This is a genomic window from Glycomyces sp. NPDC046736, assembly GCF_040645615.1.
Taxonomy (GTDB): domain Bacteria; phylum Actinomycetota; class Actinomycetes; order Mycobacteriales; family Micromonosporaceae; genus Glycomyces.
Map to the genome: position 1 here is coordinate 195256 of NZ_JBEYYO010000001.1, position 25722 is coordinate 220977.

22 protein-coding genes and 1 riboswitch are annotated in these 25722 nt (G+C 71.7%); of the genes, 12 read left to right on the plus strand and 10 right to left on the minus strand.

Annotated features, from left to right (window positions below; genetic code table 11):
- Nucleotides 1–128 precede the first annotated feature (128 nt).
- Together AB0B28_RS00890 and AB0B28_RS00895 are read left to right on the plus strand one after the other, a co-directional pair.
- Complete coding sequence (locus tag AB0B28_RS00890) at nt 129–911, plus strand: SGNH/GDSL hydrolase family protein (protein WP_360114283.1); 783 nt, start codon at nt 129–131, stop codon at nt 909–911.
- A 161-nt stretch (nt 912–1072) separates the two neighbouring features.
- Nucleotides 1073–1858, plus strand: a complete 786-nt coding sequence (locus AB0B28_RS00895; RefSeq protein WP_360114287.1) for an SGNH/GDSL hydrolase family protein — start codon at nt 1073–1075, stop codon at nt 1856–1858.
- A gap of 35 nt (nt 1859–1893) precedes the next feature.
- Here AB0B28_RS00895 and AB0B28_RS00900 read toward each other — a convergent pair whose 3' ends face one another.
- Nucleotides 1894–4002 (minus strand): DEAD/DEAH box helicase, encoded by a 2109-nt coding sequence (locus AB0B28_RS00900; protein WP_360114290.1) that lies wholly within the window; start codon nt 4000–4002, stop codon nt 1894–1896.
- Between the two features lie 70 nt (nt 4003–4072).
- Here AB0B28_RS00900 and AB0B28_RS00905 point away from each other — a divergent pair, with 70 nt between their 5' ends.
- Nucleotides 4073–4669, plus strand: a complete 597-nt coding sequence (locus AB0B28_RS00905; RefSeq protein ID WP_360114293.1) for a DUF1349 domain-containing protein — start codon at nt 4073–4075, stop codon at nt 4667–4669.
- A gap of 6 nt (nt 4670–4675) precedes the next feature.
- Here AB0B28_RS00905 and AB0B28_RS00910 read toward each other — a convergent pair whose 3' ends face one another.
- Nucleotides 4676–5026, minus strand: a complete 351-nt coding sequence (locus tag AB0B28_RS00910; protein WP_360114296.1) for an MGMT family protein — start codon at nt 5024–5026, stop codon at nt 4676–4678.
- A gap of 81 nt (nt 5027–5107) precedes the next feature.
- Nucleotides 5108–5210: riboswitch (TPP riboswitch) on the plus strand.
- A gap of 37 nt (nt 5211–5247) precedes the next feature.
- Here AB0B28_RS00910 and AB0B28_RS00915 point away from each other — a divergent pair.
- From AB0B28_RS00915 to AB0B28_RS00930, 4 genes are all read left to right on the plus strand, one after another.
- On the plus strand, nt 5248–5850 hold the full coding sequence (locus AB0B28_RS00915) for an ECF transporter S component (protein WP_360114299.1): 603 nt from the start codon (nt 5248–5250) through the stop codon (nt 5848–5850).
- Between the two features lie 3 nt (nt 5851–5853).
- Complete coding sequence (locus tag AB0B28_RS00920) at nt 5854–7293, plus strand: ATP-binding cassette domain-containing protein (RefSeq protein ID WP_360114302.1); 1440 nt, start codon at nt 5854–5856, stop codon at nt 7291–7293.
- A 151-nt stretch (nt 7294–7444) separates the two neighbouring features.
- Complete coding sequence (locus tag AB0B28_RS00925) at nt 7445–8239, plus strand: energy-coupling factor transporter transmembrane component T (protein WP_360114305.1); 795 nt, start codon at nt 7445–7447, stop codon at nt 8237–8239.
- Between the two features lie 53 nt (nt 8240–8292).
- Nucleotides 8293–8913: an MBL fold metallo-hydrolase gene (locus tag AB0B28_RS00930; RefSeq protein ID WP_360114308.1), complete on the plus strand. Its 621-nt coding sequence runs from the start codon at nt 8293–8295 to the stop codon at nt 8911–8913.
- A gap of 105 nt (nt 8914–9018) precedes the next feature.
- Here AB0B28_RS00930 and AB0B28_RS00935 read toward each other — a convergent pair whose 3' ends face one another.
- Together AB0B28_RS00935 and AB0B28_RS00940 are read right to left on the minus strand one after the other, a co-directional pair.
- Nucleotides 9019–10821 carry an ABC transporter ATP-binding protein gene (locus AB0B28_RS00935; RefSeq protein ID WP_360114311.1) on the minus strand — a complete coding sequence of 601 codons (1803 nt, stop codon included), beginning with the start codon at nt 10819–10821 and terminating at the stop codon, nt 9019–9021.
- Nucleotides 10822–10850: 29 nt separating this feature from the next.
- Nucleotides 10851–12668, minus strand: a complete 1818-nt coding sequence (locus tag AB0B28_RS00940) for an ABC transporter ATP-binding protein (RefSeq protein WP_360114315.1) — start codon at nt 12666–12668, stop codon at nt 10851–10853.
- Nucleotides 12669–12746: 78 nt separating this feature from the next.
- On the opposite strand from AB0B28_RS00940, the gene AB0B28_RS00945 reads away from it, so the two are divergent.
- Both AB0B28_RS00945 and AB0B28_RS00950 read left to right on the plus strand, forming a co-directional pair.
- Nucleotides 12747–13541, plus strand: a complete 795-nt coding sequence (locus tag AB0B28_RS00945; protein ID WP_360114318.1) for a TetR family transcriptional regulator — start codon at nt 12747–12749, stop codon at nt 13539–13541.
- A 47-nt stretch (nt 13542–13588) separates the two neighbouring features.
- The gene (locus AB0B28_RS00950) at nt 13589–14209 is read left to right on the plus strand and encodes a VOC family protein (RefSeq protein ID WP_360114321.1); all 621 of its coding nucleotides are present in this window, start codon (nt 13589–13591) and stop codon (nt 14207–14209) included.
- Here the strand turns inward: AB0B28_RS00950 and AB0B28_RS00955 are convergent.
- The 3 genes from AB0B28_RS00955 to AB0B28_RS00965 form a co-directional block, all read right to left on the minus strand.
- Entirely contained in the window at nt 14206–15126 is a 921-nt protein-coding gene (locus AB0B28_RS00955) for an intradiol ring-cleavage dioxygenase (protein WP_360114323.1), read from the minus strand. The genes AB0B28_RS00950 and AB0B28_RS00955 overlap by 4 nt on opposite strands.
- A gap of 86 nt (nt 15127–15212) precedes the next feature.
- Nucleotides 15213–16034, minus strand: coding sequence for a class I SAM-dependent methyltransferase (locus tag AB0B28_RS00960; RefSeq protein WP_360114325.1), 822 nt, complete (start codon nt 16032–16034; stop codon nt 15213–15215).
- A gap of 57 nt (nt 16035–16091) precedes the next feature.
- A complete protein-coding gene (locus AB0B28_RS00965; protein ID WP_360114328.1) occupies nt 16092–16736 on the minus strand; it encodes a GNAT family N-acetyltransferase in 645 nt (214 codons plus the stop codon).
- Between the two features lie 129 nt (nt 16737–16865).
- Between AB0B28_RS00965 and AB0B28_RS00970 the strand changes: the two genes are divergently transcribed.
- Nucleotides 16866–17441: a DNA-3-methyladenine glycosylase I gene (locus AB0B28_RS00970; RefSeq protein WP_360114331.1), complete on the plus strand. Its 576-nt coding sequence runs from the start codon at nt 16866–16868 to the stop codon at nt 17439–17441.
- A 37-nt stretch (nt 17442–17478) separates the two neighbouring features.
- Here the strand turns inward: AB0B28_RS00970 and AB0B28_RS00975 are convergent, their stop codons facing one another.
- Together AB0B28_RS00975 and AB0B28_RS00980 are read right to left on the minus strand one after the other, a co-directional pair.
- Entirely contained in the window at nt 17479–18990 is a 1512-nt protein-coding gene (locus AB0B28_RS00975) for a carboxylesterase family protein (RefSeq protein ID WP_360114334.1), read from the minus strand.
- Between the two features lie 78 nt (nt 18991–19068).
- Nucleotides 19069–22329: a phosphodiester glycosidase family protein gene (locus AB0B28_RS00980; protein WP_360114337.1), complete on the minus strand. Its 3261-nt coding sequence runs from the start codon at nt 22327–22329 to the stop codon at nt 19069–19071.
- A gap of 213 nt (nt 22330–22542) precedes the next feature.
- On the opposite strand from AB0B28_RS00980, the gene AB0B28_RS00985 reads away from it, so the two are divergent.
- Complete coding sequence (locus AB0B28_RS00985) at nt 22543–24411, plus strand: beta-L-arabinofuranosidase domain-containing protein (RefSeq protein WP_360114340.1); 1869 nt, start codon at nt 22543–22545, stop codon at nt 24409–24411.
- 137 nt (nt 24412–24548) lie between these two features.
- On the plus strand, nt 24549–25337 hold the full coding sequence (locus AB0B28_RS00990) for an inositol monophosphatase family protein (RefSeq protein WP_360114343.1): 789 nt from the start codon (nt 24549–24551) through the stop codon (nt 25335–25337).
- On the opposite strand, the gene AB0B28_RS00995 is transcribed toward AB0B28_RS00990, so the two are convergent.
- Entirely contained in the window at nt 25334–25720 is a 387-nt protein-coding gene (locus AB0B28_RS00995; protein ID WP_360114346.1) for a helix-turn-helix domain-containing protein, read from the minus strand. The genes AB0B28_RS00990 and AB0B28_RS00995 overlap by 4 nt on opposite strands.
- Between the last annotated feature and the right edge of the window lie 2 nt (nt 25721–25722).

Consider the following 25722-nt stretch of genomic DNA (forward strand, 5'->3'; position numbering starts at 1 on the left):
GCACCGCGGCACCGGTTTCCCGCGGCGGGTCGAAACGGCGGCCGTGCACGTTTTCATCCGTTTTCTCCTCTCGACTGTCCGTCCGGGCCTTAAAGTTCCTCCTCGTACCGACTCGGAACGGAGCCCGCATGATCCCTGCCCGCCTCGCCGCGGCCGCCCTGGCCGCCACCGCGGTCCTCGCCCTCCCCGCCCTCGCCCACGCCGCGCCCGCCTCGATCGAGTACGCCGCGCTGGGCGACTCGTACTCCTCGGGCACCGGCGCGGGCAGCTACGCCGATGACGACTGCCTGCGTTCGAACCTGGCCTACCCGAAGCTCCTCGCCAGCGGGCTCGGCGCGGAGCTCGTCTTCGCGGCCTGCTCGGGCGCGACGGTCGAAGACCTGCTCGCCGAGCAGCTCGGCGGCCTCGACGCGGGCACCAATCTGGTCACGGTCACCATCGGCGGCAACGACATCGGATGGGCCGAGGCGATCCGGGCCTGCATCACGCCCTTGGTGGACTGCCAAGGTGACATCGAGGCCGCTGAAACGCGCGTCCGCGACGAGCTGCCGGGCCTGCTCGACGGCGTCTACGGCGCGATCCGGCGGCACGCCCCGAACGCCGAGGTGTTCGTGCTCGGTTACCCGCGCCTGTTCGACGAATCGGGGACGTGCGACGCGTTCGGGCAGATCACGGTCGCCGAGCAGCGCCGCATGAACGCGGCGGCCGACCTCCTCGCCGAGACCGTCGACGCGGCCGCCGCAGCGCACGGGTTCACCTATGTGGACGTGCGGGACGCGTTCGCGGGTCATGCGATCTGCGACGACGTGCCCTATGTGCACGGACTGCGCTATCCGGCGGTCGAGTCCTACCACCCGAACGCGCTCGGGCACGCGAGCGGCTACCTCCCGGTGATCGCCGCCGAGTTCTAGTGCCGCGCCGGGGGAGTGGAGCGCTCAGGGGCCGCGACAAGATCAATTTAGAATGAGATATGTAAAATTATAGATTTGTTACCGTTTGAGGGTTCCCCGCAAGTTACCGGCGAGTCACAATATTGGGCAAGTCAACGTCGACTCGCGAAGGAACTCCCCCCATGCGCCGACCCACCCGAATGCTGGCCGCCGCCGTAGCAGGCCTCGCCGCCCTCCTCCTCGTCCCCACCGCCGCCCAAGCCGAACCCGAGACCATCGACTATGTCGCCCTGGGCGACTCGTACAGTTCCGGCTCAGGCGCCGGGCCGTACATGGACCTGCTGTGCCAGCGGTCCAAGAACTCCCATCCGTGGCTGCTCGCGGCCGAACTCGACGCCGACCTCACCTTCGCCGCGTGCGGCGGGGCGACCACCGCCGACGTCCTCGCCGACCAGCTCGACGCCCTCGACGAGGACACCGACCTGGTCACGATCGGCATCGGCGGCAACGACGTCGGCTGGACCAGTGCGGTGATCGCCTGCATCACGCCGTTCAAAAACTGCAACCCGGCGATCGACGAGGCCGAGCGCAAGGCCACCCAGGAACTGCCCGCCAAGCTCGACGCGGTCTACGCCGAGATCGCCGAGCGGGCGCCCAATGCCGAGGTCTACGTGACCGGCTACCCGCGCCTGTTCGCCGCCACCAACCACTGCGACGCCCTCGGTCTGATCAGCATCGCCGAGCAGCAGCGCATGAACAACGGCGCGGACCTGCTCTCGGCGGTCATCGCCAACGCCGCGGGAGCGCACGGGTTCACCTATGTGGACGTGCGGGACGAGTTCTCCGGCCACGAGATCTGCTCCCCGCAGCCGTGGCTGCACGGCTTCACCGTGCTGGAGATCCCGTACCACCCCAACGTCACCGGCCACTCCCAGGGCTACTTCCCGGCTCTGCTCGCGGCACTGTGACACGTGCGGCCCGGGCACCGAGTGCCCGGGCCGTGTCACGCCTGCAACGCCAGCGCCAGCGGGTACACCGCCGAGGCGCCCGCGCGGCGCAACCGCATGGCCGCCACCGTCATCGACCATCCGCTGTCGCGCACGTCGTCCACCAGCAGCACACTCGACGCGGGCACCGGGAAGTCCACGGTGAACGCGTCGAGCACCTGCCGCAACCGCTGCGCGCTGTTCGCCCGGTGGGCACCGGACACCGCCTCTGGGGAGCGGCCCAGCGCCCCCAGGTACTCCATTCGCCCGAGTCGCGCGATTCGCTCGGCCAGGCCGTCGACCAGGCGCGGGCGCGAGAGCGACCCCATCGACACCACCGCCGCGGGCCGCTCGGTCCAGTCCCAGGACGCGAGGACCTTGACCACCGCGCCGAACACGTCCTCGGGTACCTCGCGGTCGATCCCGTCGGCCAGCAGCGCCCGCAGCGGGCCGCCCCAGCCGATGTCGGACAGCCGCGCGAGGGCCCGGCCCGGCTCGGCGCTCGCGTCGGCTGGGATCTTCCCCTTCAGGTCGATGCCCACGGCCTGCATCCCGGTGGGCCACATGCGCTTGACCTCGACGGCCACGCCCGGTTTCGACAGTGCCGCGGCCGCGCCCTCCGCCGCTTCGGCCCCGACCCCGGCCTCGGTGCGGGTGCCGGTGCAGTTGTCGCAGCGCCCGCACGCGGCCGCCTCGGCGTCGTCCAGTTCGGTGCGCAGGAACTCCAGGCGGCACCGGTCGGTGGCCTCGTAGGCGAGCATCCGCTGCTGCTCGTGCCTCCTGGCGGCCGCCACCTTCGCGTACCGTTCGGCGTCGTAGTGCCAGGCCGCGCCGGTGGACTCCCAGCCGCCTTTGACGCGGCGGACCGCGCCGTCCACGTCGAGGACCTTCAGCATCATGTCGAGCCTGGTGCGGCGCAGGTCGACCAGCGGCTCCAGCGCGGCCGTCGACAGCGCCCGGCCTTCGGCCCCGAGCACGTCCAGGGTGCGGCGCACCGCGTCCTCGGCGGGGAAGGACAGCGACCCGAAGTAGTCCCAGATCGCCCGGTCCTCGCTGCCGGGCAGCAGCACCACCTCGGCGCGGTCGGTCGCGCGCCCGGCGCGGCCGATCTGCTGGTAGTACGCGACCGGCGACGAGGGCGCGCCGAGGTGGACCACGAACCCCAGGTCGGGCTTGTCGAAGCCCATGCCGAGCGCGCTGGTGGCGACGAGGGCCTTGAGGCGGTTGTCGAGCAGCTCCTCCTCGCGTGCGAGGCGCTCGGCGTTGTCGGTGCGGCCGGTGTAGGACGCGACGGCGTGGCCCCTGCCGGCCAGGTAGTCGCTGACCTCTTCGGCGGCGGCCACGGTGAGCGTGTAGACGATGCCCGACCCGGTCATGCGCGGCAGCTGCTCGTCGAGCCAGGCCAGCCGGTGGGCGTTGTCGGGCAGGTCGACCACCGAGAGCCGCAGCGACTCGCGGTCGAGGCTGCCGCGCAGCACGAGCGTGGACTCGCCGGGCCGGTCGAGCTGCTCGGCGATGTCGCCGGAGACCCGCTCGTTCGCGGTGGCGGTGGTGGCCAGCACCGGGACGCTGCGAGGGAGGTCCTCGATGAAGGTGGCGATGCGCCGGTAGTCGGGCCGGAAGTCGTGGCCCCAGTCGGAGATGCAGTGGGCCTCGTCGACCACGAGCATCCCGCACCCGGCGGCAAGCTTGGGGAGCTGGTAGTCGCGGAACGCGGGGTTGTTGAGCCGCTCGGGGCTGATGAGCAGCACGTCCACCGCGTCCTCGGCGATGGCCTCGGCGATCTGGTCCCAGTCCTCGGGGTTGGCCGAGTTGATCGTGCGGGCGCGCACCCCGGCGCGCTGGGCCGCCTCGATCTGGTTGCGCATCAGAGCGAGCAGCGGCGAGACGATCACGGTGGGCCCGGCGCCGCGGCGGCGCAGTAGCGAGGTCGCGGTGAAGTACACCGCGGACTTGCCGAACCCGGTGCGCTGCACCAGGAGCACCCGCCTGCCGTCCTCGCCGCCCGAGCACAGCGCCTCGATCGCGCGCCACTGGTCCTCGCGCAGTCTGGCGTGTTCCCCGGCGAGGGCGCGCAGCAGCGCCTCCGCCTCGTCCCTGAGCGTGTCCGTGCCGATTCCTGCCATGCCCCGTTTCTACCCCATGGGTGCGTCAAGCCCTTGAACGGCGGCAGCGAGTCCGACTAGGCTCGGGCCGATGGACATCGAGGCACCGATCGACATTCCGTGGAAGTCCGGCGCGTGGACGGCGCTGCCGGTCTCGGCCGAAGAGACCGACGACGGGCACCTCCTGGTCACCGCCGTCGAAGGCTCGGACGCGTGGCGGCACACCGGCTACGGGTTCGTCCACGACGACGAGCACGCGCTCCTGGAGGCCTGGGACGGCACGCGCGCGGTCGAGGTGAGCTTCATCGCCGGGTACGACCGGCAGTTCGACCAGGCCGGGATCATGATCCGCGCCGACGCCGAGCATTGGATCAAGACCGGCGTCGAGTACGCCGACGGCGCGCTCCAGATCGGGGCCGTGGTCACCGACGTGAAGTCCGACTGGTCCACCGCGCCGGTCCCCGAGTGGGCCGGACTCGAAGTCACCGTCCGGGCCACGCGCCTGAGGGACGCGGTCGCAGTCCGCGCCCGCGCGGGGGAGGAGCCGTGGCGGCTGGTGCGCCTCGCGCCGCTCGACCCCGAGGCCGAGGTCCAGGCCGGCCCGTACTGCTGCGCGCCGTCGCGGCCCGGGCTGGCGGTCGAGTTCACGTCCTGGAAGCACACCGCCCCGGACGCCGACCTGCACTGAGACCGGTCAGGCCTCGTCCTGTTCGAGCTCGTTCGCCAAGAGCTTCAAGTCGTACACCGACATCCGCTGCGACCGGTCCGCGCGGCCCTTCGCGGACACCGTCACGCCGTCCTCACGCAAAAGCTCCGGCACGTCCCGTCCGCTGCGCCCGTCCGACCAGCGGAAACCCTCAGAGACCGTGCCGCCCGCGGTGAGCACCCGATAGGCCCGCTGCACATCGCCGTCCTTCATGAACGCGCCCACCTGCCGCGGTCCCGTCCCGATCAGCTCCGCCAGGTCCCCGTACGAGGTCCAGGTCCCCTCCGGCAGCGCCGCCACGACCCGCCGCACCAGATCCCAATCCGCTTCAGTGGTCATCCCGGCAATCTACGGCCCGCCGCGCGGGCCGTCACCGCGAGGCCGCGCACACGCTACCGGCGCACCGCGTGGTGTTAACGTCGAAGCTGACAGGGGAGCCGATTGGCTGAGAGTGCGGAACCGACCGCAGACCCTCACACCTGATCCGGGTAATACCGGCGTAGGAAGTCGTTCGTCGACCGCTGTCGCGTCGTGTCCCTTTTTCCACGAAAGGCATGCCCATGCCCGACAGCACCGCCCTCGCCGCCCCCGGCCGCTGGCGCACCGTCGACATCCTCACCTGCGCCGTCCTCGCCGTCGCCTTCGGCGTCGTGTTCTGGGCCTGGGGGTTCGTCTGGGCCGGACTCGAACCGGCCCTCCTGTTCTACCCGCCCCTGAAGTCGGTCCTCAACGGCGTGTGGCTCATCCCCGCCGTGCTCGCCCCGCTCATCGTCCGCCGCGCCGGAGCCGGACTCTTCACCGAAGGCCTCGCCGCCACCGTCTCGGCGCTCCTCGGCGCGTACTGGGGCGTCGCCGTGATCTACCAGGGCCTCCTCCAGGGCCTCGGCGGCGAACTCGCGTTCGCCGCCACCCGCTACCGCCGCTGGAACACCGCGGTCGCGCTCCTCGGCGGCGCGCTCTCGGCCGTCGCCCTCGCGCTCTTCGACTTGCGCAACTCCTACCCCGACACCGGGCTGTGGGAGTTCAAGGTCCCCTACTTCGTGCTCGCCCTCCTCTCCGGCGCGCTCGTCGCCGGTCTCGGCTCCAAGGCCCTCGTCAAGGCCATGGCCCCCACCGGGGTCCTCGACCGGTTCCCCGCCGGGCGCGAACGGGCCCGGATCTGACCGATGATCCCGGTCGAGTTCCGCGGCTTCGCCTGGCGCCACGCCGGGCGAAGGGCCAAGGCCGTCTCGGACGTCGACCTGCGCGTCGAGCCCGGCGAGCGGGTGCTCCTGCTCGGCCCCTCGGGGTCGGGCAAGTCCACCCTGCTCGCCGCGCTCGCCGGGCTCCTCACCGGCGACTCCGGTGAACAGGACGGCGAAGTCCTCCTCGACGGCAAGCCCGCCGCCGACCAGCGCGAACGCGTCGGCATCCTGTTCCAAGACCCCGAGACGCAGCTCGTCATGGCCCGCAGCGGCGACGACGTGGCCTTCGGCCTGGAGAACCAGGCCGTCCCGGCCGGTCGAATCTGGCCCGCCGTGCACCGCGCCCTCGACTCGGTCCGCTTCCCCTACGGGCCCGAACGCGACACGCACGCCCTCTCCGGCGGCGAGCAGCAGCGCCTCGCCCTCGCGGGGGTGCTGGCCCGCAGGCCCGACCTGATCCTCCTCGACGAACCCACCGCGAACCTCGACCCCGAAGGCGCGCAGCACATCCGCGACGCGCTCCGGTCGGCGCTGGCCGACACCGAAGCCACCATGATCGTCGTCGAGCACCGCGTGGCCGACATCCTCAACCTCGTCGACCGCGTGATCGCCCTCGGCCCCGGCGGCGCGCTCCTGGCCGACGGGCCCGCCGCGAAAGTCCTCGCCGAGCACGGCGAGACCCTTGCGGCCCAAGGCGTCTGGGTCCCGGGCGCACCGCTGCCGACCCGGCCCGCCCGCGCGGCGGGCGACCTCGCCCTCAGCGCCCACGACCTGGCACTGGTCCACCCCGGAGCCGACCGGCCCGCGCTCGACGGCGTCTCCTTCGAACTGCGCCAAGGCGAACTGCTCGCCGTCACCGGCCCCAACGGCTCGGGGAAGTCCACGCTCGCGCTCCTGGCGGGCGGCCTCGAACGACCCACCCGCGGCCGGGCCGCGGTCCCCGGCGAATCGCGCCCGCTCCACAAGCTCCCCGCGCGCCGCCTCGCCGCGCGCGTCGGCACGGTCTTCCAAGACCCCGAGCACCAGTTCGTGACCGCCACCGTGAGCGACGAACTCGCCTTCGGCCCCCGTCAGGCCGGGTGGCCCAAGGCCCGCATCGAGGCCCGAGTGGACGAACTCCTCGAACGACTCCGATTGGCACCCTTGGCCCTCGCGAACCCCCACACGCTCTCCGGCGGCGAGGCCCGCAGGCTCTCGGTCGCCGGAGCCCTCGCGGCCGCCCCGGGCGTGCTCCTGCTGGACGAACCCACCTTCGGCCAAGACCGCCGCACCTGGGGCGAACTCGTCGACCTCACCGCCGACATCCGCGACGAGGGCACCGCCCTCCTCGCGGTCACCCACGACCGCGACTTCGCGGCAGCACTGGCCACCCGCGAACTCGTCCTCGATCAGGGCAGAGTGTCGAAGGAGGTCCGTCGATGACGCACCGACCTCGACACGGCCGACCCGGATCGCTGGCCACCCGTGAACTCACCTCCGACCGAACACCGCGCGACCGGACCAGCGCAGGCCCAACGTCCGCACTGGCCAGGTCGCCTCGCCCGCGCTTCACCCCTGCCGGCCCGGGGGCCCCATGCTGACCATCGCTCCCGTGTGCGCGCCCGAGGCGCCGATCGCCCGCGTCAATCCCGTCGCGAAGCTTGGCGCCGTCGTCGCCCTGTCGACCACCGCGCTCATCGCCTCCGACTGGCTCACCCCGCTGCTGCTCCTAGCCGCACTCCTCCTGGTGCTGCCGTTCACCGGCATCCGGCCCGGGCCGCTGGTTCGGCGGCTTCGGTTGCTCTGGTTCGCCGCCGGGACCGTCGTCATCGTCAATGCCGTGTTCGCCGCCGAACAGACCGGGCGCCTCCTCTTCTCGCTCGGGCCCGTCGAGATCAGTACCGGTGCGCTGCTCGACGCGACCGCGATCGGGTTGCGCGTGTGCGTCGCCGCCACCGCCGGGGTCCTCGTCTTCGCCACCACCGATCCGACCGACCTCGCCGACGCCCTCACCCAGCAGCTCAAAGCCCCCGCCCGCTTCACCATCGGCGCCCTCGCCGCGCTGCGGCTGCTGCCGATCCTCGCCGCCGAATGGCGGCAGATCACCACCGCCCGCCGCGCCCGCGGGCTCGAAGGCGGCGCCAATCCGCTGCGGCGCCTGCGCCTGTTCACCTCGACCATGTTCACGCTGCTCGTCGGCGCGATCCGCCGCGCCGGGCGCCTCGCGGCAGCCATGGACGCCCGCGGATTCGACTCCGAGATCCCGCGCACCCACGCCCGCGAGCAGCGCATGCACCCCGCCGACTGGGCCGTCGTCGCCGCCGCGCTCGCCGTGTGCGCCGCGGCCGTCGCCCTCAGCCTCGCCCAAGGGACCTTCACCGCGCTCTGAGCCGATTTCCCCCGAAACGCTCGCGAGCCCGCTACCCGTTCTACGGTGAGCAGATGCGACTGACCAAGTACGGCCACGCCTGCGTCCGCATCGAGACCGACCAAGGAGCCATCGTCATCGACCCGGGCGTGTTCTCCGACCCGGCCGCGCTCGACGGCGCCGACGCCGTGTTCGTCACCCACCAGCACCCCGACCACTGCAACGACCCCGAACTGCGGCTCCTCCTCGAAGAACGCCCCGAGGCCCGCATCTACGGACCCGAAGCGATCACCGCCGTCCTCGGCGACCTCCCGTTCACGGCCGTCTCCGGCGGCGACACCGTCCCCGCCGCGGGCACCGAGGTGAAGGCCATCGGCCGCCACCACGCCGTGATCCACCCCGACCTGCCGACCATCGCCAACACCGGCTACCTCGTGGACGGCGTGTTCCACCCAGGCGACTCGCTCACCGTCCCCGACACGCCCGTGCGCACCCTGCTCCTGCCGATCGCCGCGCCGTGGCTGAAACTCGCCGAGGCCATCGACTACGCCCGCGCCGTCGACGCCGAGACCGTCCACCCCATCCACGACGCCATCCTCAGCCCCGAAGGCATCACCATCACCGACCGCTTCCTCGGCCAGATCCTCGGCGACCGCTACCAGCGCATCGAGAACGGCCACACCGCGACCATCTGAATCGCAAGCGCGACAACGCGAACGCCCCGGACCACGCGGTCCGGGGCGTTCACGCGCTCACGCAGAGCGCTCACGGGTCCTGGTTTCCAACAGCTCCCATGCGAGTCAGGACCGGCCCAGCGCGGCCTCGTCCTCCTCCTCGACCGCGGGAAGCGCGAACTGCGCCTCGTACAGGCGCGCGTACGCGCCCCCCGCGGTCAGCAGCTCCTCGTGCGGGCCCTGCTCGACCACCCGGCCGTGCTCCATCACCACGATCCGGTCGGCGTCGCGGATCGTGGAGAGCCGGTGGGCGATCACGAAACTCGTACGCCCCTGCCGCAGCGCCACCATGCCCTGCTGCACCAGCATCTCGGTGCGGGTGTCGACCGAACTCGTGGCCTCGTCGAGGATCAGGATCGACGGGTCGATGAGGAACGCCCGCGCGATCGTGACCAACTGCCGCTCGCCCGCGCTCAAGCTCCCCTCCTCCGCCCCGACCACCGTGTCGTAGCCGTCAGGCAGCGTGCGGATGAAATGGTCGGCGTGCGCGGCCGAAGCCGCCGCCACGACCTCCTCCCGAGTGGCCTCCGGCCTGCCGTACGCGATGTTCTCCGCGATCGTGCCGTCGAACAGCCACGTGTCCTGGAGGACCATCCCGATGCGCCTGCGCAGCCGCTCGCGTTCCACCGTGGACACGTCGACCCCGTCCACCGTGATCCGCCCCGCGTCAAGGTCGTAGAAGCGCATCAGCAGGTTCACCAGGGTGGTCTTGCCCGCGCCCGTGGGACCCACGATCGCCACCGTCCGGCCCGGCTCGGCCTCCAACCAAAGGTGCTCGATCAGCGGCTCGTCGGGCAGGTACCGGAACGACACGTCCTCGAACGCCACCCGGCCCTCGACCGACGCCAGCGCGCCCTCGGGCGCGACCGGCTCGGGCGACTGCTCCTCGGCGTCGAGGAACTCGAACACCCGCTCACCCGAGGCCACCGCCGACTGCACCTGCCCGAACAGGGCCGCCAGCATGTTCAACGGGTTCGAGAACTGCCCGGTGTACTGGATGAACGCCTGGATCTGCCCGAAGGTGAGCACCGCCGCCGCGACCTGGAGCCCGCCCACGACCGCCACCATCACGTACGTGACCGAACCGAGGAACGCCATGGCCGGGCCCAGCAGCCCCGCCACCCACTGCGCCCGCACGGAGTTTGCGTACAGCTCCTCGTTGTGCCCCTTGAACGTGGCCGCGCCCTGCGCCTGGCGCCCGAACAGCGTCACCAGCTGGTGTCCGGTGATCATCTCCTCGACGTGCCCGTTGAGCTTCCCGGTGGTGGCCCACTGCTGCTTGAACCGCGGCTGGCTGCGCTTGCCGATCAACCGGGTCGCCACCACCGTCAGCGGCATGAGCACCAGCACCACCAGCGTCAGCAGCGGCGAGATCGTGAGCATCATGATCGGCACACCGATCAGGAACATCACCCCCTGCACCACCCGCTGGGTCACCTGGCCCACCGTCTGCGTCAGGTTGTCGATGTCGTTGGTGACCCGCGACAGCACCTCGCCCCGCGAACGGGAGTCGAAGTAGCCCAGCGGCAGCGCCGCCAACTTCCGGTCGGCCTCGGCCCGCAGGTCGTACGCCATGCTCTGCGCCAGCTTCGCGATCGTGCGCCCGTTGTGGACCGTGATCGCGAACGTCACCAGCGCCACCCCCACGGCCAGAGCGAGCATCCGCCCCAGCGCCGCGAAGTCCAGCCCGCCCGCCGAAGCACCCTCGATGACCAGGTCGGTGGCCCGGCCCAGCACCGTGGGGATCGCCAGCATCCCGAGCACCATGAGCACCCCGAAGCCGATCACCGACGCCAGCCGCACCGGCTCCTGCCGCAGCAGCCGCACGATCCGGCGCAGCGTGCCCTTGAAGTCGTTCGCCTTCGTCATGGCCGGCATGCCCGGCCCGCCGCGCAAGCTCACATCGCCTCCTGAAGGGTGAGTTGGGAAGTCACGATCTCCTCGTACACCGGGTTGGTCGCCAGCAGCTCCTCGTGGGTGCCGGTCCCGACCACCCTCCCGGCGTCGAGCACCACGATCCGGTCGGCGTCGCGGATGGTCGAGACCCGCTGGGCCACGATCACCTGCGCCGCGTCGGCGATCTCAGTAGCGAGCGCCGCCCGCAGCGCCGCGTCGGTGGCGGTGTCCAGCGCTGAGAACGAGTCGTCGAACAGGTAGATCTTGGGACGCGACACCAGGGTCCTGGCGATCGCGAGGCGCTGGCGCTGGCCGCCGGAGACGGTGGTGCCGCCTTGCCCGATCTCGGTGTCGAGCCCGTCTGGCATGGCGCGGACGAAGTCGGCCGCCTGGGCGATTTCGAGTGCGCGCCACAGGGTCTCGTCACTCGCGTCGGGGTCGCCGTAGCGCAGGTTCGAGCCGACGGTGCCCGAGAACAGGTAGGCCCGCTGGGGGACCAGTCCGATGGTGCGGGCGATGAGGGCCCGGTCCATCTCCCTCACGTCGACGCCGTCGACGCGGACGCTGCCGCCGTCGGCGTCGAACAGGCGCGGGATGAGGTGCAGCAGGGTGGTCTTGCCCGAGCCGGTGGAGCCGATGACCGCGGTGGTCTCGCCGGGCCTGGCCACGAGGTCGACGCCGCGCAGCACGGCCTCCTCGGCCCCGGGGTACCGGAAGCTCAGGTCGGCGACCTGGAGTTCGACGCGCCCGTCAGGCCCGGTGCCGACGAGTTCGGTGACCGGGTCGGCCGGGTCGGCGATGCTCGGGCGGGTGTCGAGGACTTCGCGGATGCGGCCCGCGGCGACCTTGGCTCGCGGGGCCATCATGAACACGCCCATCGACATCATGACCGCGCCGAGGATCTGTCCGGCGTAGGTGAGGAACGCGATGAGGTCACCGATCTGGAGCGTGCCGTCGGCGATGCGGCCCGCGCCGATCCACACGATCGCGATCGAGGTGAGGTTTCCGCAGACCATCGCGGTGGCCCCGAAGAACGCCTGCACGCGCCCGACCCGCAGCGAGGCGTCGGTGAGCTCGGTGTTGGCCCTGTCGAAGCGGCGCTGCTCGTGGTCGTCGCGCACGAAGGCCCGGATGACCCGGATGCCGGTGATGTGCTCGCGCATGACCTGGTTGATGCCGTCGATGCACCGCTGCATGATGCGGCTGGCGGGGATCATGGCGCGGACGATGCCGTAGATGATCACGGCCGCGACCGGGATCGCGGCCAGGAGCACTCCCGACAGCGGCACGTCGAGGCTGAGCGCCAGCGCGAGCCCGCCGAGGGCCGCGATGGGGGCGGTCAGGAGCATCGTGAGCGCCAGGACCAGCAGGGTGACGACCTGGGTGACGTCGTTGGTGGTGCGGGTGATGAGCGAGGGCGCGCCGAAGCGTTCCATCTCGGTGCTGGAGAAGCGCTGCACCTGCGAGAACAGGTCGGCGCGGAGGTCGCGGCCGACGCCCATGGCGGCGCGGGCGCCGAAGTAGACGGCGAGCGCGGCGGCGGTGATCTGCACGAGGGTGACCCCGAGCATGAAGGCGCCGTGCCGCAGCACGTATCCGGTGTCGCCTTGGGCCACGCCCTGGTTGATGAGGTCGGCGTTGAGCGTGGGCACGTACAGCATCGCCATGGTCTGGACGGTCTGGAAGGCCACGGTCAGCCAGATGAGGCGCTTGTGGGGTCGCAGGTACTCGGTGAGGAGGCGCACGATCGATCCCTCGGGCGCGTCCTCCTCGTCCGGTTCGGCCTTGCGGGCCTGGTGAGCGGGTGGGTTTCCTGTCATGTCGGCGAGCATAGCAGTAGAATTTGACCGAGTACAAGTTTTTTCCGGACTCAGATTTAGATCTGGTACACTGAAGGTGTGGAGCAACGAGCCGGTCTGCGTGAGCGCAAGAAGAACGCCACCTGGGGACTCCTGCGGGCCACCGCATTGGAGATGTTCAGCGAGCGCGGCTACGAGAACGTCTCGGTGGCGGAGATCGCCGCCGCGGCCGAGGTCTCGAAGGCCACCGTGTTCAACTACTTCCCGACCAAGGAAGACCTCGTCATCGGCGGCATGAAGGCCCACACCGGCGACCCCGCCGAGACCGTGCGCACCCGCCCCGTCGGCCAGACTCCCCATGCGGCCCTTCGCGACCGCTTCCTGGGCCTGCTGGAGCACCACGCCCCCCAGACGGGTCTGAACGACAACCCGTTCTTCCTCAAGGTCCAGCGGCTCCTCCACGACAACCCGGCCCTGGTCGTGAGCTCCATGAACTACCGCCGCCAGTCGGCGGTGCTGCTCGCGGCGGTGCTGGTCGAGGAGGGCAACGCGCCGCTGACCTCGAACCTGGTGTCCTCGCAGCTGCTGCACACCCAGCAGATCCTCATCGAGGTCAACGCCCGCAGCATGCTCGAAGGGGCCACCCCCGGCGAGTTCTACCACCGCGCCGTGACCGGCGCCAAGCACGCGTTCGGCCTCTTGGAGAACGGCATCGGCGACCTCATGCGCCGCGGCGAGAACGACGTGGCCTTCGCCGGTGAGGCGCTCGGCTTCTCCTACGAGCGGGAGGTCGCGTGCGCCCGGGAGCAGGTCGAGCAGGTCGAACGGGCCCTCGGCGACACCCGCGACGACCTCTTCGAGGGCCTCACCGACCCCGATCGCCTCAGCCGTTGACACCTGTCCCGGGATCTTTGCGGCACAGGCTGACTACACTGCCCCTCATGTCCTCACTCGACCACCTCGTACTCGCCACTCCCGACCTCGCCGCCACCGTGAACGAAGTCGCCCGCCTGACCGGGACGCGACCCGTCCCCGGCGGCGTCCACCAAGGCCTGGGCACCAGGAACTTCCTGCTCGGCCTCGGCGAAGGCGGCTACCTGGAGATCGTCGGCCCCGACCCCGAGCAGCCCGCCCCCGACCGGTGGCGGCCCTTCGGCATCGACACGCTCACCGAGGCCCGCCTCGTGACCTGGGCCGTCCGCACCGAGGACATCGACGGCGCCGTCGCCGCCTCCCGCGAGGCCGGATACGACCCGGGCGAGCCGTGGGAGATGAGCCGCCAGACCCCCGACGGCGCGACCCTCTCGTGGCGCCTCACCCTCGACCGGGAAGGCCGCCACCGCGGCCCCGTCCCGTTCCTGATCGCCTGGGGGAGCACCCCGCACCCGTCCGCGAACCTGCCGCTGGTGCCCCTGGTGGGCCTCGAAGCGGTCCACCCGCACCCCGAGTCGGTCGAAGGCCCGATCGCGGCCTTCGGCGCGAAACTCCCGGTCAAGGCCGGCAACCGCCCGTCCCTGGCCGCCACGCTCTTCGGCGAGACCGGCCTGGTGGTCCTGCACTAATCCCCGCCGGGACCGCCCGGGGGCTCGCCCTCGGGCGCGCCCGGCCCGCCGCCGGGGCCGCCGCCCTCTTCAGGGGCCATGCCGCCCCCGCCCGGCTCGGTGCCGGTGTCGACGCCGACCGCCAGCGCCACCGTGTACCCGCTCGACGCGTCCCCGCTGACGGTGGCCAGCTGCGACTCGCCGCCGTCGTCGCTGAACACGTTGTCCGACTCCAGCGTGACCTGCGCCAGCGTCGACACCGAGCCCTCGTAGCCGGGCTCGGCGTACGCCTGGTCGCACACGTCCTCGGGGATCGCGACCTGCGACGTGGCGATCGCGTTGGCGCTGTCGGTGATCGAGTCGGCGTCCGGGTAGACCTCGAAGTGGATGTGCGGCCACCGGCCCGAGTAGCAGGCCGGGAAGATACTCGTGAACCGCACCAGCCCGTCGGCGTCGGCGATCTGCACGCCCCGCAGGTAGTTCTCGTTCTCCAGGCCCTCGGCGTACATCGAGTACTCGCCGTCCCTGTCGCAGTGCCACACGTACACCGCCACGCCCTCGAAGCGGGCGTTCCCGTTCGCGAGGTCGTGCACGGTCAGCTCCAACGTCATCGGGATCCCCTCGGCCGTGGCCGAACCCGTGCCGAAGCTCGACCGGATGTCGCTGCGCACGACCCCGCTCTCCTCCAGCACGTTCACCCCGTTGGACCCGTCGCCCGGATACGGCCCGGCGGTCTCCTCCGGGATCTCGGCCAGCGTGCCCGAGTCCTCCCCGGACGCGCTCTCGTCGCACGCCGCCAACCCGGCGACGGCCATCCCGGCGCCTGCGAACAGCACCCTCCGGCGGCTCAGCAGCGTCCCGACGTCGAACGCCAGTCCCTGGTCGACCAATTCCTCGTCAGGGCGATCCAACGCCCTGCCTTCATACGAGCGCACCATGCCCGCCCCCTTCTCTGCGAATGTCCGGCAATACTCCGGCCGAAACACCCGCGAGCCCTGGGAACGAGTTCAGAGAACCCTCGGAGCTAGGACTTGGAGGCCTTCAGCGAGTACATGAGCGGTGCCCGAGGCGTGCCCGGGGGCTGCTCGTAGCCCCGGTCCGTCGGCTTGAGGGACCCGAAGTGCCCGAAGAGCGTCCAGTCCCTTTCGTGGAGGAAGTCGACGCGCAGGCCGTTCGCGGCGAGCGCGGTGACGACCTGGCCGATGGGGTGGGTGCGCTGGTAGCTGAGGTTGTTGACGGTGTCCTGGGGGCCGTCGGTGTAGGTGCCCCCGTCGTCGTCGACCATCGGGTCGGTGGCGAGGTAGTCGCGCGTGAAACGCGTCCCGGTGTCCCAGTCGAGGGCGTCGCACAGCGGATGGAACTCCGCCAGGTACAGGAAGCCGCCCGGGGCCACCAGCGAGGCGACCACCTCGGCCCAGCGGTCCAGGTCGGGAAGCCAGCACAAGGCCCCCAGGCCGGTGTAGACGATGTCGAAGACCGCGCCGTCCAGCGCCTCGCGGGCGTCGTAGACGTCGGCGACCACGAACGAAGCCCGCTCGGGACCGAAGCCGATCTCCTCGGCCAGGCCGCGCGCGACCTCCACCGCCGGTTCGGAGAAGTCGAGGCCGACCACCCGCGACGCGCCGCGGCGCGCCCACGACAGCGTGTCCTGGCCCATGTGGCACTGGAGATGCACGAGGCTCTTGCCGGTCACGTCGCCGACCTCCTCGGCCTCGAACGCGTTGACGTCGCCGCCCCCGGCCCGGAACCCGTCCTGGTCGTAGAACCGGCTCGCCGCGTGGATCGGCACCCGCTCGTCCCACATGGCCCGGTTGGCCTCTCGCCATGCCTCGCCCGCTGCGTTCATGTCCCGTCCTCTCGTCCGCGCTCCACCATCGCAGTGGCGAGGCTCACGGGCAAGGGATTATTCGCGCTTGCTGCGCGCCCCGGGGAAGTCGCTCACGAAGGTCCAGCCGAGGTGCTCGTACAGCGCCCGGCCCTCGTCGGTGCCGACCAGGAGACCCCAGCTCATGCCCTGCGCGGCCGCGTTCGTGGTCAACGCCCGCATCAAGGTCGAGCCGAGGCCGCGGCGCTGGTGGGCCGGGGCGGTGACCACCTTGTCGAACACCCCGAACTCGCCCGCGCGCCCGAGCCGCGCCGACGCCGCCAGGTCGCCGTTGAAGTGGAAGGCCCTGGCGACGGTGAGGTCGCCCTCGGTCTCGACCACGAGCCGGTACCCGTCCGGGACGGCGTACGCGGTGGGCGCGAAACCGGTGGTCATGAGATGCCCGCCCTCGTCCATCGTCCACGTCGAGGGCACCGAGGCGCGCAGCAGCTCGGTGGGCCCGGCGATCATGATCTGGTGCCCCGGAGCCGCGAAGGCCGCGGCCGTCTCGGCGAGCAGCTCCGGCGTGTAGGTGTGGAAGACCCGGCGGATCTCGGCGCTCGGAGGGCCCACGGCCACCTCGTAGCCGCCTTCGACCGGGACTGGCTGGGCCGTCGCGCGCGACACGGCTCGCCCACGGCCCCAGGCCATGACGAGTTCGGGGATCGGGTACTCGGCGGACATGCTGCTCCTCGGGGGCGCTCGGGTACCCCGCCATCTTATTGCAAATTACTTGCAATAGTGATGCCGGTTCGCGGCGGGACTGTCGGTGCCGGAGCGTACGCTCGGTCCGGTCTCGAAGTGGAGGTGGCTGTGAGCGACGCCGTGACGTCGGAATCGGACGGTCTGGCGCGGTGCCCGTGGGGCGCCGAGCCCGAGGTCTACCGCGAATACCATGACGGCGAATGGGGGCGCCCGGTCCGCGGCGACGACGCCCTGTTCGAACGCGTCAGCCTGGAGGCCTTCCAGTCGGGCCTGTCCTGGCTGGTGATCCTGCGCAAGAGGGAGGCCTTCCGCAAGGCCTTCGACGGGTTCCGCATCGCGAAGGTCGCCGAGTACACCGACGCCGACGCCGAGCGGCTCCTGGGCGACGCCGGGATCGTGCGCAACCGCGCCAAGATCGCCGCCACCATCGCGAACGCCAAGGCCGCCAGGGAACTCGACGGCGGTTTCACCGACCTGGTGTGGTCCTTCGCGCCCGAGGCTCGCGAGCGGCCCAGGCGCATCGCCGACGTGGCGGCCGTGACCCCCGAGTCCAAGGCCCTCGCCAAGGCCCTGAAACAGCGCGGCTTCAAATTCGTCGGCCCCACCACGGCCTACGCGATGATGCAGGCGATCGGCATGGTCGACGACCATTTGGCCGACTGCCACGTGCCCAAGCGCGCCTGAACGCCGCCCGCTATTGCGGGCGGCGTTCCCTTCGCGCTCAAGCGAATCCGCGCCAGAACCCGCAGTGGTGCCCCGCGGCCAGGTTCGCCATCGAGGTGTCGGCCACCGACAGTGTCAGCACCTTCCCCCGCCACTCGTCCCAGCCCGGGTCGCCCGTGGCCGCGAACGCGGTCCAGTGCCCGATCATGGCCTCGGACAGCGCCGCCTGGTCTCCCTCGGGCCGTTGCCAGCCTGGGAACGGCAGGTCGAAGAAGTACCCCAGGTCGGCCGAGTGGTGCGCGCCCAGCGGGAAGTCCCCGAACGGCGGGGCCGGTTCGGCGAACTCGTAGGCGTACACCGGCGCGTGCCGAGACGCGGCGTCGAGCGCGGGCGGCTGCGAGCAGATCCCCAGCTGGCCGCCGTAGTCGGTGAGCAGCGTGGCGAGCGCGACCGCCGGAGCCTCGAAGTCGCCCACCGGATACCGCTCGATGATCGGAGTCACGGCCCGCTCCCCGAACAGCTCGCCCACGAGCTCCGGATAGCGCTCCTCGGTGACCGGACCGGCCTTGAGCACCATCGAGCGCATCTCGTCGCTCGTGCCCCCGTGCAGGAGCGGCACTTCGGCGGCCAGTCCGCGCCGCATCGCCGTCAGCGGTTGCAGCGGCAGCGCTTCGGTCCCGGCCACCGGCGACCACGGCAGGTCCGCGGCCCGGCGGTACAGGCCTTCCTCGCCGCCCAGCGCCACCAGGTCCGAAAAGTCTGCCGACCGCAGGCACGCCTCGGCGTCGTCCGTACAGCCGAGCGACTCGGCGTGCGCGAGCCCGTGCCGCTGGGCCTCGTCCACTCCGACCACCGCGTTCCCGCACGGCGCGCTCTGCACGATCGCCTTGTCGTACAGCCCTTCCGCACCGGGAGCGGCGAGCAGCGCGCAGACGCTGCGCCCGCCCGCCGACTGGCCCCACAGCGTCACATTGCCCGCGTCGCCGCCGAACGCGCCGATCTCCTCGCGCACCCACGCGAGCGCGGCCTGCTGGTCGGCCAGCCCGAAGTTGCCCGCGTACGGGTCGTCCAGGTCCGGGTGGACCAGCCACCCGAGCGCGCCGAGACGGTAGTTCACGGTCACGACCACCACGTCGTGACCCACGACCCGGACCGGGTCGTAGTCCGCGCCCTGGCCCGAGCTCAGCCCGCCGCCGTGCAGGAACACCATGACCGGCAAGGGTTCGGCGGCGTCGGCCGGAGCGTGGACGTTGAGGAACAGGCAGTCCTCGCTGCCCGCGACGGTGCCCGGCTCCTGGCCGGGCCGCGCGCAGGGGCTGCCCGGTTCGACCGCCTCGCGCACCCCCTCCCACGGCAGGGCCGGTTCGGTCGCGCGCCAGCGCAGGTCGCCCGTGGGCGGCGCGGCGTACGGGATCCCCTGGAAGGAGCGGACGCCGTCAGTGGTGGAGCCGCGGACGAGGCCCGCGCCGGTCCGGACCAGGTCCGGATCCTCGGCGTGGGCCGGGGCCGCGGCCAGGAGCATGAGTCCGGCCGCCGCGGCGGCGAGGACTTTGGGGAGCAGTGCGTTCATGCGTCCACACTGCTCCCGGAGGCCGGGCGCGGGCATCGGCGAGCGCGCGTATTCGGCCGTACGCTCACGCGCGTAGCCTCAGCCGATCACCACGGTGTCGCTCGCGGCGACGCCGTTCACCTCCACGGTCAGCTCCACAGTGCCCTTGCGCCAGGCGAACAGCTGGTTCGTGGACGGGTCGAACCACGCCGCGCAGCGCAGCAGGTCGAGCAGTCCGGGCGGGCGCGTGCCCACGTACAGGTGCTTCGAACCCGACCACTCCGCGCTCATCGGATAGGCCACGGGCATCGCCGTGTCCCCTTGGGTCAGTTCGGCTTCGGCGGTGACCGTGCGTCCGACGCGGAGGTCGGGCGCGGTCACATCGAGGTCGTCGACCCGCGGGTGCACCAGGGCCGAGAGCCACTGGTCGCCGTCCACCCCGAACTCGGTCCAGCCCGCGAACCCGCCTTCGGCGGGGGTGCTCGAGGGGGACTTGCCGGAGTTGCCGTTGACCCAGTAGGACACGCCGTCGACCCGGTCGGCCGCGAAGTAGCCCGCGTGGGCGCCGATGTAGACCGCCTCCTTGCCGCTGCCGGACTCGAACTCGCCGAGCCAGCGTTCGATCACGGCCGCTTCGAGCCGGTCGCCCAGCTGGCTGGCCCGCTGCGGGCTGAAGTCGTTGGTGGGCACGTGGGCCACGACCGCCACCGAGGTGATCGCCGGGTCCTCGGCCGCCGCTTCGAGAGCGGCGTCGAGCATCGCGATCTGGTCCCAGCCGCCCTTGCCGATCGTCAGGCCCGAGGTGTCGAGCGTGACGAACCTGGTCCCCTCGTGGTCGAAGGTCTGGTACGCGGGGCCGAACACGGCCGACCAGTCGGCCAGGTCGCAGCCCATGACCTCGTGGTTGCCCGGCACGTAGAACCATTCGAGGTCCTGCCCCAACTCCTCGTCGAGCACCCGCTCGGCCAGGGCCAGGTCGTCGGGCTCGCACTCGTCCACGAGGTCGCCGTTGACGATGAGGAAGTCGGCGTCGGAGGCCTTGACCTCCCGCAGCGTGCGCCGCGCGGCCTCCACGATCGGACCGTCGGGGTTCTCGGCGGTGAACTGCGCGTCCGACATGACCGCGAAGGACCACTCGGCGCCGTCGAGGTTCGCGGCGACGAGCGGGTCGCGCCGCGCCTGGACCTGCGGCAGGTCCACATCGGGCGCGGTGCGGGCGACGAGGCCGCTGATGGTGACCTCGCCGTGGTAGGACGCAGTGGCCTGCGTCTCGGCCACGTAGAAGCGGTACACCGAGACCGGGTACGCGGTGCCTTGCGGGACCGCGAACTCGGTCCAGTGCCAGCCCGGCTCGGTCAGGTAGTCGCCGCGCAGCACCACGTCGGTCCCGTTGGCGTCCTTGAGTTGCAGTGAAGGCCACTCACCGTTGCCCTGGGCCTCGATCCACATGCCGAACACCTGCGGCTGGCCCTCGACGGCGATGTTCGCCGGGGGCCACGCGTACGCGGCGCGGGTGGCCGTGTCCTGCGTGAAGTCGTAGGTCATCAGGAGTCCGTCCTGGCCTTCGTGACCGGGCGCGGGGGCGACCGCGCCGGTGGCGCGCGCGGCGGTGAACCGCCACTCGGCCGCGTCGGCGAAGTCGGCCACAGTGGACTCGGTGAGGCCCACGGTCACCGCCAGGCTCGTCTTGAGCCGCCCCACGGTGAGACTGATCGTGCCCGATCCGCTGTCGGTCAACGCGGTCGCGGTGAACCCGCCGAGCCCGTCCGAGGCGATCGCGACGAGGTCCCGGTCGTAGTCGACCTTGACGTCCAGTGGGTCGATCGGCGCGGTGAACCCGTCGGCGTCGGTGCCGATGAGCTGGAACGGCAGCGTCGCCTCGGCTCCGGGGAGCGAGACGAGCCGCTCGGAGGGCGCGATCGCGTCGAGCGCGCCGAGTACGGTGAGGTCCGCGGTCCCTTCGGCCCCACCGGAATACGCGGTCGCGGTGACCTCGCCCGAGCGGTGCCGGGCGTGGAAGACCGCGTCATCGTCGACGTAGCCGGCCCAGGTGGGGGAGACCCGCCAGCGCGGCGCGGCCTCGGCGGGCCCGTAGGTCGAGTCATAGGCGTCGACCGCGAGCGGGCGGCTCAGCCCGGGGAAGACCCGGCTGTAGTCGGCGGCCTCGATCGCCCCGGGCACGAACGGCGCCGCGGGAGCGACATTGAAGCCCTCGACTTCGCCGTCACCGGCCGGAACGGTGAGCGCGATGCCGTTGCCCACGGCGCGTTCGACGCCGTCCGAAGGGCTGTTGACCGCGATCAGGTCCTCGGTCCCCGGACTGCGGGTCAGCAGCGTCGAGGAGCCGCCGCCGTCGAGGTTGAGGGCGCTGTGCGCGCCGAGCGCGAGCAGCTCGGTCCCGAGCTCGTCGAGCGTGTACCCGCCGCTGGCGGCCTGGCGGCCGTCCACGGTGATCACGTACAGCGTCGTGCCGTCCTCGGAGACGCCGACGGCGGTGCGCGGGTGGCGGGTCTGGTCTGCGTTGGGGACGAGTTCGCCGTCTTCGACGAGGATCTGCCGTCCCGAGACGGCGGTCTGGGGCACCTCGCCCTCGACGACCGGCGCGTACTCGACCGCGACACCGTCGCCGACTTCGAGCGCTGCGAGCGCGACCGCTCCGGCCTCGCGGCCCACGAGCGTGAGCTCACCGGGCGCGATCGCGCCTTCGGTCGGCGCGTCGGTGACCTCGGTGACGACGCCGTCGGCGATCGTGACCTCCACGATCGCGGTCGATCCGTCGGCGGTCCGGGCCCGGCTGGCCTCGCCCCAGGCCTCGGTGTACACCCCGATCGCCCCGGTCGGGAGCGCGGTCGTGTTGAGGCCGTGGAGATCCAAGGTCGCCGCCTCGGTGACGGCGGTGCCGGTGAACCCGATCGTCTGGATCGAGGCGGTGCCGTCGGCGTCGAAGGCGATCACGTTCTCGGAGCCGTCGTCGGCGGACTTGACGAGCTCGCCGCCTGCGACGGCCGCGCCGATCGGGCCGCCGGTGTCGTTGATGTCGAAGAAGTCCGCGTTGAACGCGACCACGACGTTCTCGTGCTCGGCGACCTGGTCGCGGATCGGGGAGGCGGCGGCCACGGCGCCGGGGGAGAGGTACTGGGGCGTCACGGCGGCGGTGAGGTCCACGGTGACCGCGTCGGCGCGCAGCCAGCCCTGGTCCTCCCACCGGTCGTAGGAGTCGAGGGTGACGCCGGGCGCGAGGTGGCGCGTCTCGCGCTGGACGTCGGCGGCGTCGTCGGTGGTGTCCTGGGCGCCCGCTGCGGGCGCGATGAGCACTGCGGCCAGGGTGGCGGCGGTGAGAAGCCAGGGGGTGGTTCGCACGGGGGACCCAGCTTTCGTGATGGGGCCGGTGGGGGCCGGCGCTTGTGCAGTCGTCAACCAAGACGGTCCCATGAAAACGGGTTACACGAATAGGTCTGATCATGAAAATTTTCTTCTAACTGCGCGCGAATGCCGATGCGGTCGTGAGGGTGCGCTCGCGCTGGTGCTCGGGTAGGTTGTGGTTATCGGTAACCATCACCCCTGGAGCCACAGATGCACACCCCGACGCCCGTCATCCCCTCCGCAGGCCGACTGCGCCCCTTGGGCATCGAAGAGGTGCGCCTGACCGGCGGCCACTGGGCCGAGCGGCAGGCCGCGAACGCCGAGGCCACCATCCTCCACTGTCTCCACTGGCTCGACGAGCTCGGCTGGATCGGCAACTTCGCGAAGGCCGCCACCGGGAAGCCGTTCGAACGCGCCGGCCGCGAGTTCTCCGACTCCGAGATCTACAAGCTCGCCGAGGCCCTGGCCTGGGAGATCGGCCGCACCGGCGCTCCCGAGCTCGAAGCCGAGTTCGCCCGCCTCACCGAGCTGATCGGCGCGGCCCAGCACCGGGACGGCTACCTCAGCACCCGCTTCGGCAACCCCGGCCAGGAAGGGCGCTACGCAGACCTCGAATGGGGCCACGAGCTCTACTGCTACGGCCACCTCCTCCAAGCCGCCGTCGCGCGCCTGCGCACCCGAGGCGAGGACGACTTCACCCGCATCGCCCGCCGCGTGGCCGACCACGTGTGCGACGTGTTCGGCCCCGGCGGCATCGAGCGCATCTGCGGCCACGCCGAGATCGAGACCGCGCTGGCCGAGTTCGCCCGCGCCACAGGCGAGGAGCGCTACCTCGAACAGGCCCGCCTGTTCATCGAGCGCCACGGGCGGGGCACGCTCGCCGAGGCCGGGCTGTACTACCAGGACGACGTGCCGGTCCGCGAGGCCGAGGTCCTGCGCGGCCATGCGGTACGGGCCCTCTACCTCTCCTCGGGCGCGATCGACGTCGCCGTCGACACCGGCGACGCCGATCTCCTCGAAGCCGTTCGCCGCCAATGGGACCGCACGCTCGCGCGCCGCACCCACCTCACCGGCGGCATGGGCTCGCAGTACCAGGACGAGGCCTTCGGCCGCGACTTCGCGCTCGGCCCCGACCGCGCCTACGCCGAGTCCTGCGCCGGGATCGGCGCGGTCATGACCGCCTGGCGGCTGCTCCTGGCGACCGGCGACCACGCGTACGCCGACGCGATCGAACGCGTCTCCTGGAACGTGATCGCCGGAGCCGCGGCCCCCGACGGGAAGTCCTTCTTCTACGCCAACCCACTCCACCAGCGCACCGCCGACGCCGACCCGCCCGCGGGCGAGGCCGTGGCCCACGTCCACGCGGGCGGGCGCCGCGCCCCTTGGTTCGACGTCTCGTGCTGCCCCACCAACCTCGCCCGCACCTTCGCCCAGTACGCGGTCTACCTCGCCACCGCCGACGACACCGGAATCCAGCTCCACCAGTACGCCCCGGCCACCATTGACACCACAGTGGACGGCACCCGCTTCGCCTTGAACGTCCATACCTCTTACCCCGACGACGGCCGGATCACCGTCCGCGTCGAGGCCAACGAGGGCCCAGAGCGCACCGTGACGCTCCGCGTCCCGGCCTGGGCCCACGGCGCGCGCCTGACCGGCCCCGACGGCCGCACCCGGCCCGTCGCGCCCGGGACCGCCACCGTCACCGCCGCGTTCGCCCCCGGCGACGAGATCCACCTCGACCTGCCGATCGAACCCCGCTGGACCCACCCCGACCGTCGCGTCGATGCCGTCCGCGGCTGCGCCGCCGTCGAACGCGGCCCGATCGTGCTCTGCGCCGAATCGATCGACCTGCCCGGCGCGAGCCTCGACGACCTCGCCGTCGACACCGCCGTCCCTCCGGTCGAACGAGGCGGTCGCGTCCACGTCGCCGCCAGAATTCACCCGGGAACCGACGCCTGGCCCTACGGACCCGAGCGAAGGGGCCGTGGCACCCCCGCCGAAATCCCGCTCGTGCCGTTCCACTTGCGCGCCACCAGAGCTCCCGCCGCGATGCGCGTCTGGCTCCCGCGGGCCTGATCCCTCACCGGGCGCACCGGCCCGGCCCCGCTCCGCCCAGGCGAAAAAATCGCACTGGGAGTCCAAGGGCTGCTTGGTTTCACACCTTTAGGATGAGGTCCTGTCGGGTGGGTCAGACGGAGACGAGGAACCGAATAATGAGCGAGCTGCTGGAATACCTGGGCACGGCCGAGCAGGCGGTCGCCACCGCGGTCGAGGTGATCCGCAAGGGGCTCGGCGCCGAGCGCGCCATCAGCGGCAAGGGCGATCGCGACTTCGCGACCGACCTCGACTACGCCGTCGAGGACGCGGTGCGCGCCTTCCTCGCCAAAGAGACCCCGGACCTGCCGCTCCTGGGGGAGGAGCGCGGCCGGACCGGCGACGAGGACTCGCACTACGAATGGGTCCTCGACCCGATCGACGGCACCGTCAACTTCGCGCACGGCTCGCCCCAGCACTGCATCTCGCTGGGCCTGACCCGCAACGGGATGCCGGTGGTCGGGGTGGTCCAAGCGCCCGCGGCAGAGGAGAGGTTCAGCGCCGCGGTCGGCCACGGCGCGGCCCTCAACAAGCGGCCGCTCCACTACTCCGGTCCGACCGACCTCGCCGACGCCGTGGTCGCGATGGGCGACTTCCCGTTCGGCGCCGACGTGGAGCGGCGCACCCAGCGGCGCTTCGCGATGCTGCACCGCATCGTGCCCAAGGTCCAGCGCATCCGCATGCTCGGCTCCGCCGCGCTCGACCTGTGCTGGCTCGCCTCAGGGCGCGTGGACGCGGTGGTCCACGACCGCATCAACCTCTGGGACGTCGCCGCCGGCACCGTGATCGCCCGGGAAGCCGGGGCCCTGGTCACCGACCTCGACGGCGTCGACTTCAGCTCGGGAGCGATCGCACTGCTGGCCGCGGGCCCGGCGGTCCACCGCGCGCTCCTGGCCGAACTCGCCTAAGCCGCGGCCGCGAGCTCGTCGTACTTGCGGCGGGCCTCGATGATGTCGGGCCGGTGCCGCTCGGCCCAGTCGAGCAGGCCCGTCAAGTGCCCGTACAGCTCCCGGGCGCTCTCGGTCGCGCTGTACTCGACCTTCGGCGGCACCGTCGGATAGACCTTCCGCGTCAGCAGTCCGTCCCGCTCCAGGTTCCGCAGCGTCAACGTGAGCATCCGGCGGCTGATCCCGGGGATCGAACGCTCCAGCTCGGTGTACCTGACCGGCTCCCGGATGGCCGCCACCAGGATCGACACCGACCACTTCCCGGCCACGCGGTCGATGATCTGCACGATCGGGCAGGCCTCGGCCTGCACGTCGGACAACGGGCGCTCGCAGTCGTCGCTCATCG

What these genes read in the sequence shown, in the direction of transcription:
- AB0B28_RS00965 (WP_360114328.1), bottom strand. Translation starts at nt 16,736, where the DNA reads ATGTCCGCCGAGTACCCGATCCCCGAACTCGTCATGGCCTGGGGCCGT.
- AB0B28_RS00960 (WP_360114325.1), bottom strand. Translation starts at nt 16,034, where the DNA reads ATGAACGCAGCGGGCGAGGCATGGCGAGAGGCCAACCGGGCCATGTGG.
- AB0B28_RS00925 (WP_360114305.1), top strand. Translation starts at nt 7,445, where the DNA reads ATGCTGACCATCGCTCCCGTGTGCGCGCCCGAGGCGCCGATCGCCCGC.
- AB0B28_RS00990 (WP_360114343.1), top strand. Translation starts at nt 24,549, where the DNA reads ATGAGCGAGCTGCTGGAATACCTGGGCACGGCCGAGCAGGCGGTCGCC.
- AB0B28_RS00940 (WP_360114315.1), bottom strand. Translation starts at nt 12,668, where the DNA reads ATGACAGGAAACCCACCCGCTCACCAGGCCCGCAAGGCCGAACCGGAC.
- AB0B28_RS00955 (WP_360114323.1), bottom strand. Translation starts at nt 15,126, where the DNA reads ATGGTGCGCTCGTATGAAGGCAGGGCGTTGGATCGCCCTGACGAGGAA.
- AB0B28_RS00935 (WP_360114311.1), bottom strand. Translation starts at nt 10,821, where the DNA reads ATGACGAAGGCGAACGACTTCAAGGGCACGCTGCGCCGGATCGTGCGG.
- AB0B28_RS00985 (WP_360114340.1), top strand. Translation starts at nt 22,543, where the DNA reads ATGCACACCCCGACGCCCGTCATCCCCTCCGCAGGCCGACTGCGCCCC.
- AB0B28_RS00895 (WP_360114287.1), top strand. Translation starts at nt 1,073, where the DNA reads ATGCGCCGACCCACCCGAATGCTGGCCGCCGCCGTAGCAGGCCTCGCC.
- AB0B28_RS00905 (WP_360114293.1), top strand. Translation starts at nt 4,073, where the DNA reads ATGGACATCGAGGCACCGATCGACATTCCGTGGAAGTCCGGCGCGTGG.
- AB0B28_RS00995 (WP_360114346.1), bottom strand. Translation starts at nt 25,720, where the DNA reads ATGAGCGACGACTGCGAGCGCCCGTTGTCCGACGTGCAGGCCGAGGCC.
- AB0B28_RS00890 (WP_360114283.1), top strand. Translation starts at nt 129, where the DNA reads ATGATCCCTGCCCGCCTCGCCGCGGCCGCCCTGGCCGCCACCGCGGTC.
- AB0B28_RS00975 (WP_360114334.1), bottom strand. Translation starts at nt 18,990, where the DNA reads ATGAACGCACTGCTCCCCAAAGTCCTCGCCGCCGCGGCGGCCGGACTC.
- AB0B28_RS00950 (WP_360114321.1), top strand. Translation starts at nt 13,589, where the DNA reads ATGTCCTCACTCGACCACCTCGTACTCGCCACTCCCGACCTCGCCGCC.
- AB0B28_RS00915 (WP_360114299.1), top strand. Translation starts at nt 5,248, where the DNA reads ATGCCCGACAGCACCGCCCTCGCCGCCCCCGGCCGCTGGCGCACCGTC.
- AB0B28_RS00920 (WP_360114302.1), top strand. Translation starts at nt 5,854, where the DNA reads ATGATCCCGGTCGAGTTCCGCGGCTTCGCCTGGCGCCACGCCGGGCGA.
- AB0B28_RS00900 (WP_360114290.1), bottom strand. Translation starts at nt 4,002, where the DNA reads ATGGCAGGAATCGGCACGGACACGCTCAGGGACGAGGCGGAGGCGCTG.
- AB0B28_RS00930 (WP_360114308.1), top strand. Translation starts at nt 8,293, where the DNA reads ATGCGACTGACCAAGTACGGCCACGCCTGCGTCCGCATCGAGACCGAC.
- AB0B28_RS00910 (WP_360114296.1), bottom strand. Translation starts at nt 5,026, where the DNA reads ATGACCACTGAAGCGGATTGGGATCTGGTGCGGCGGGTCGTGGCGGCG.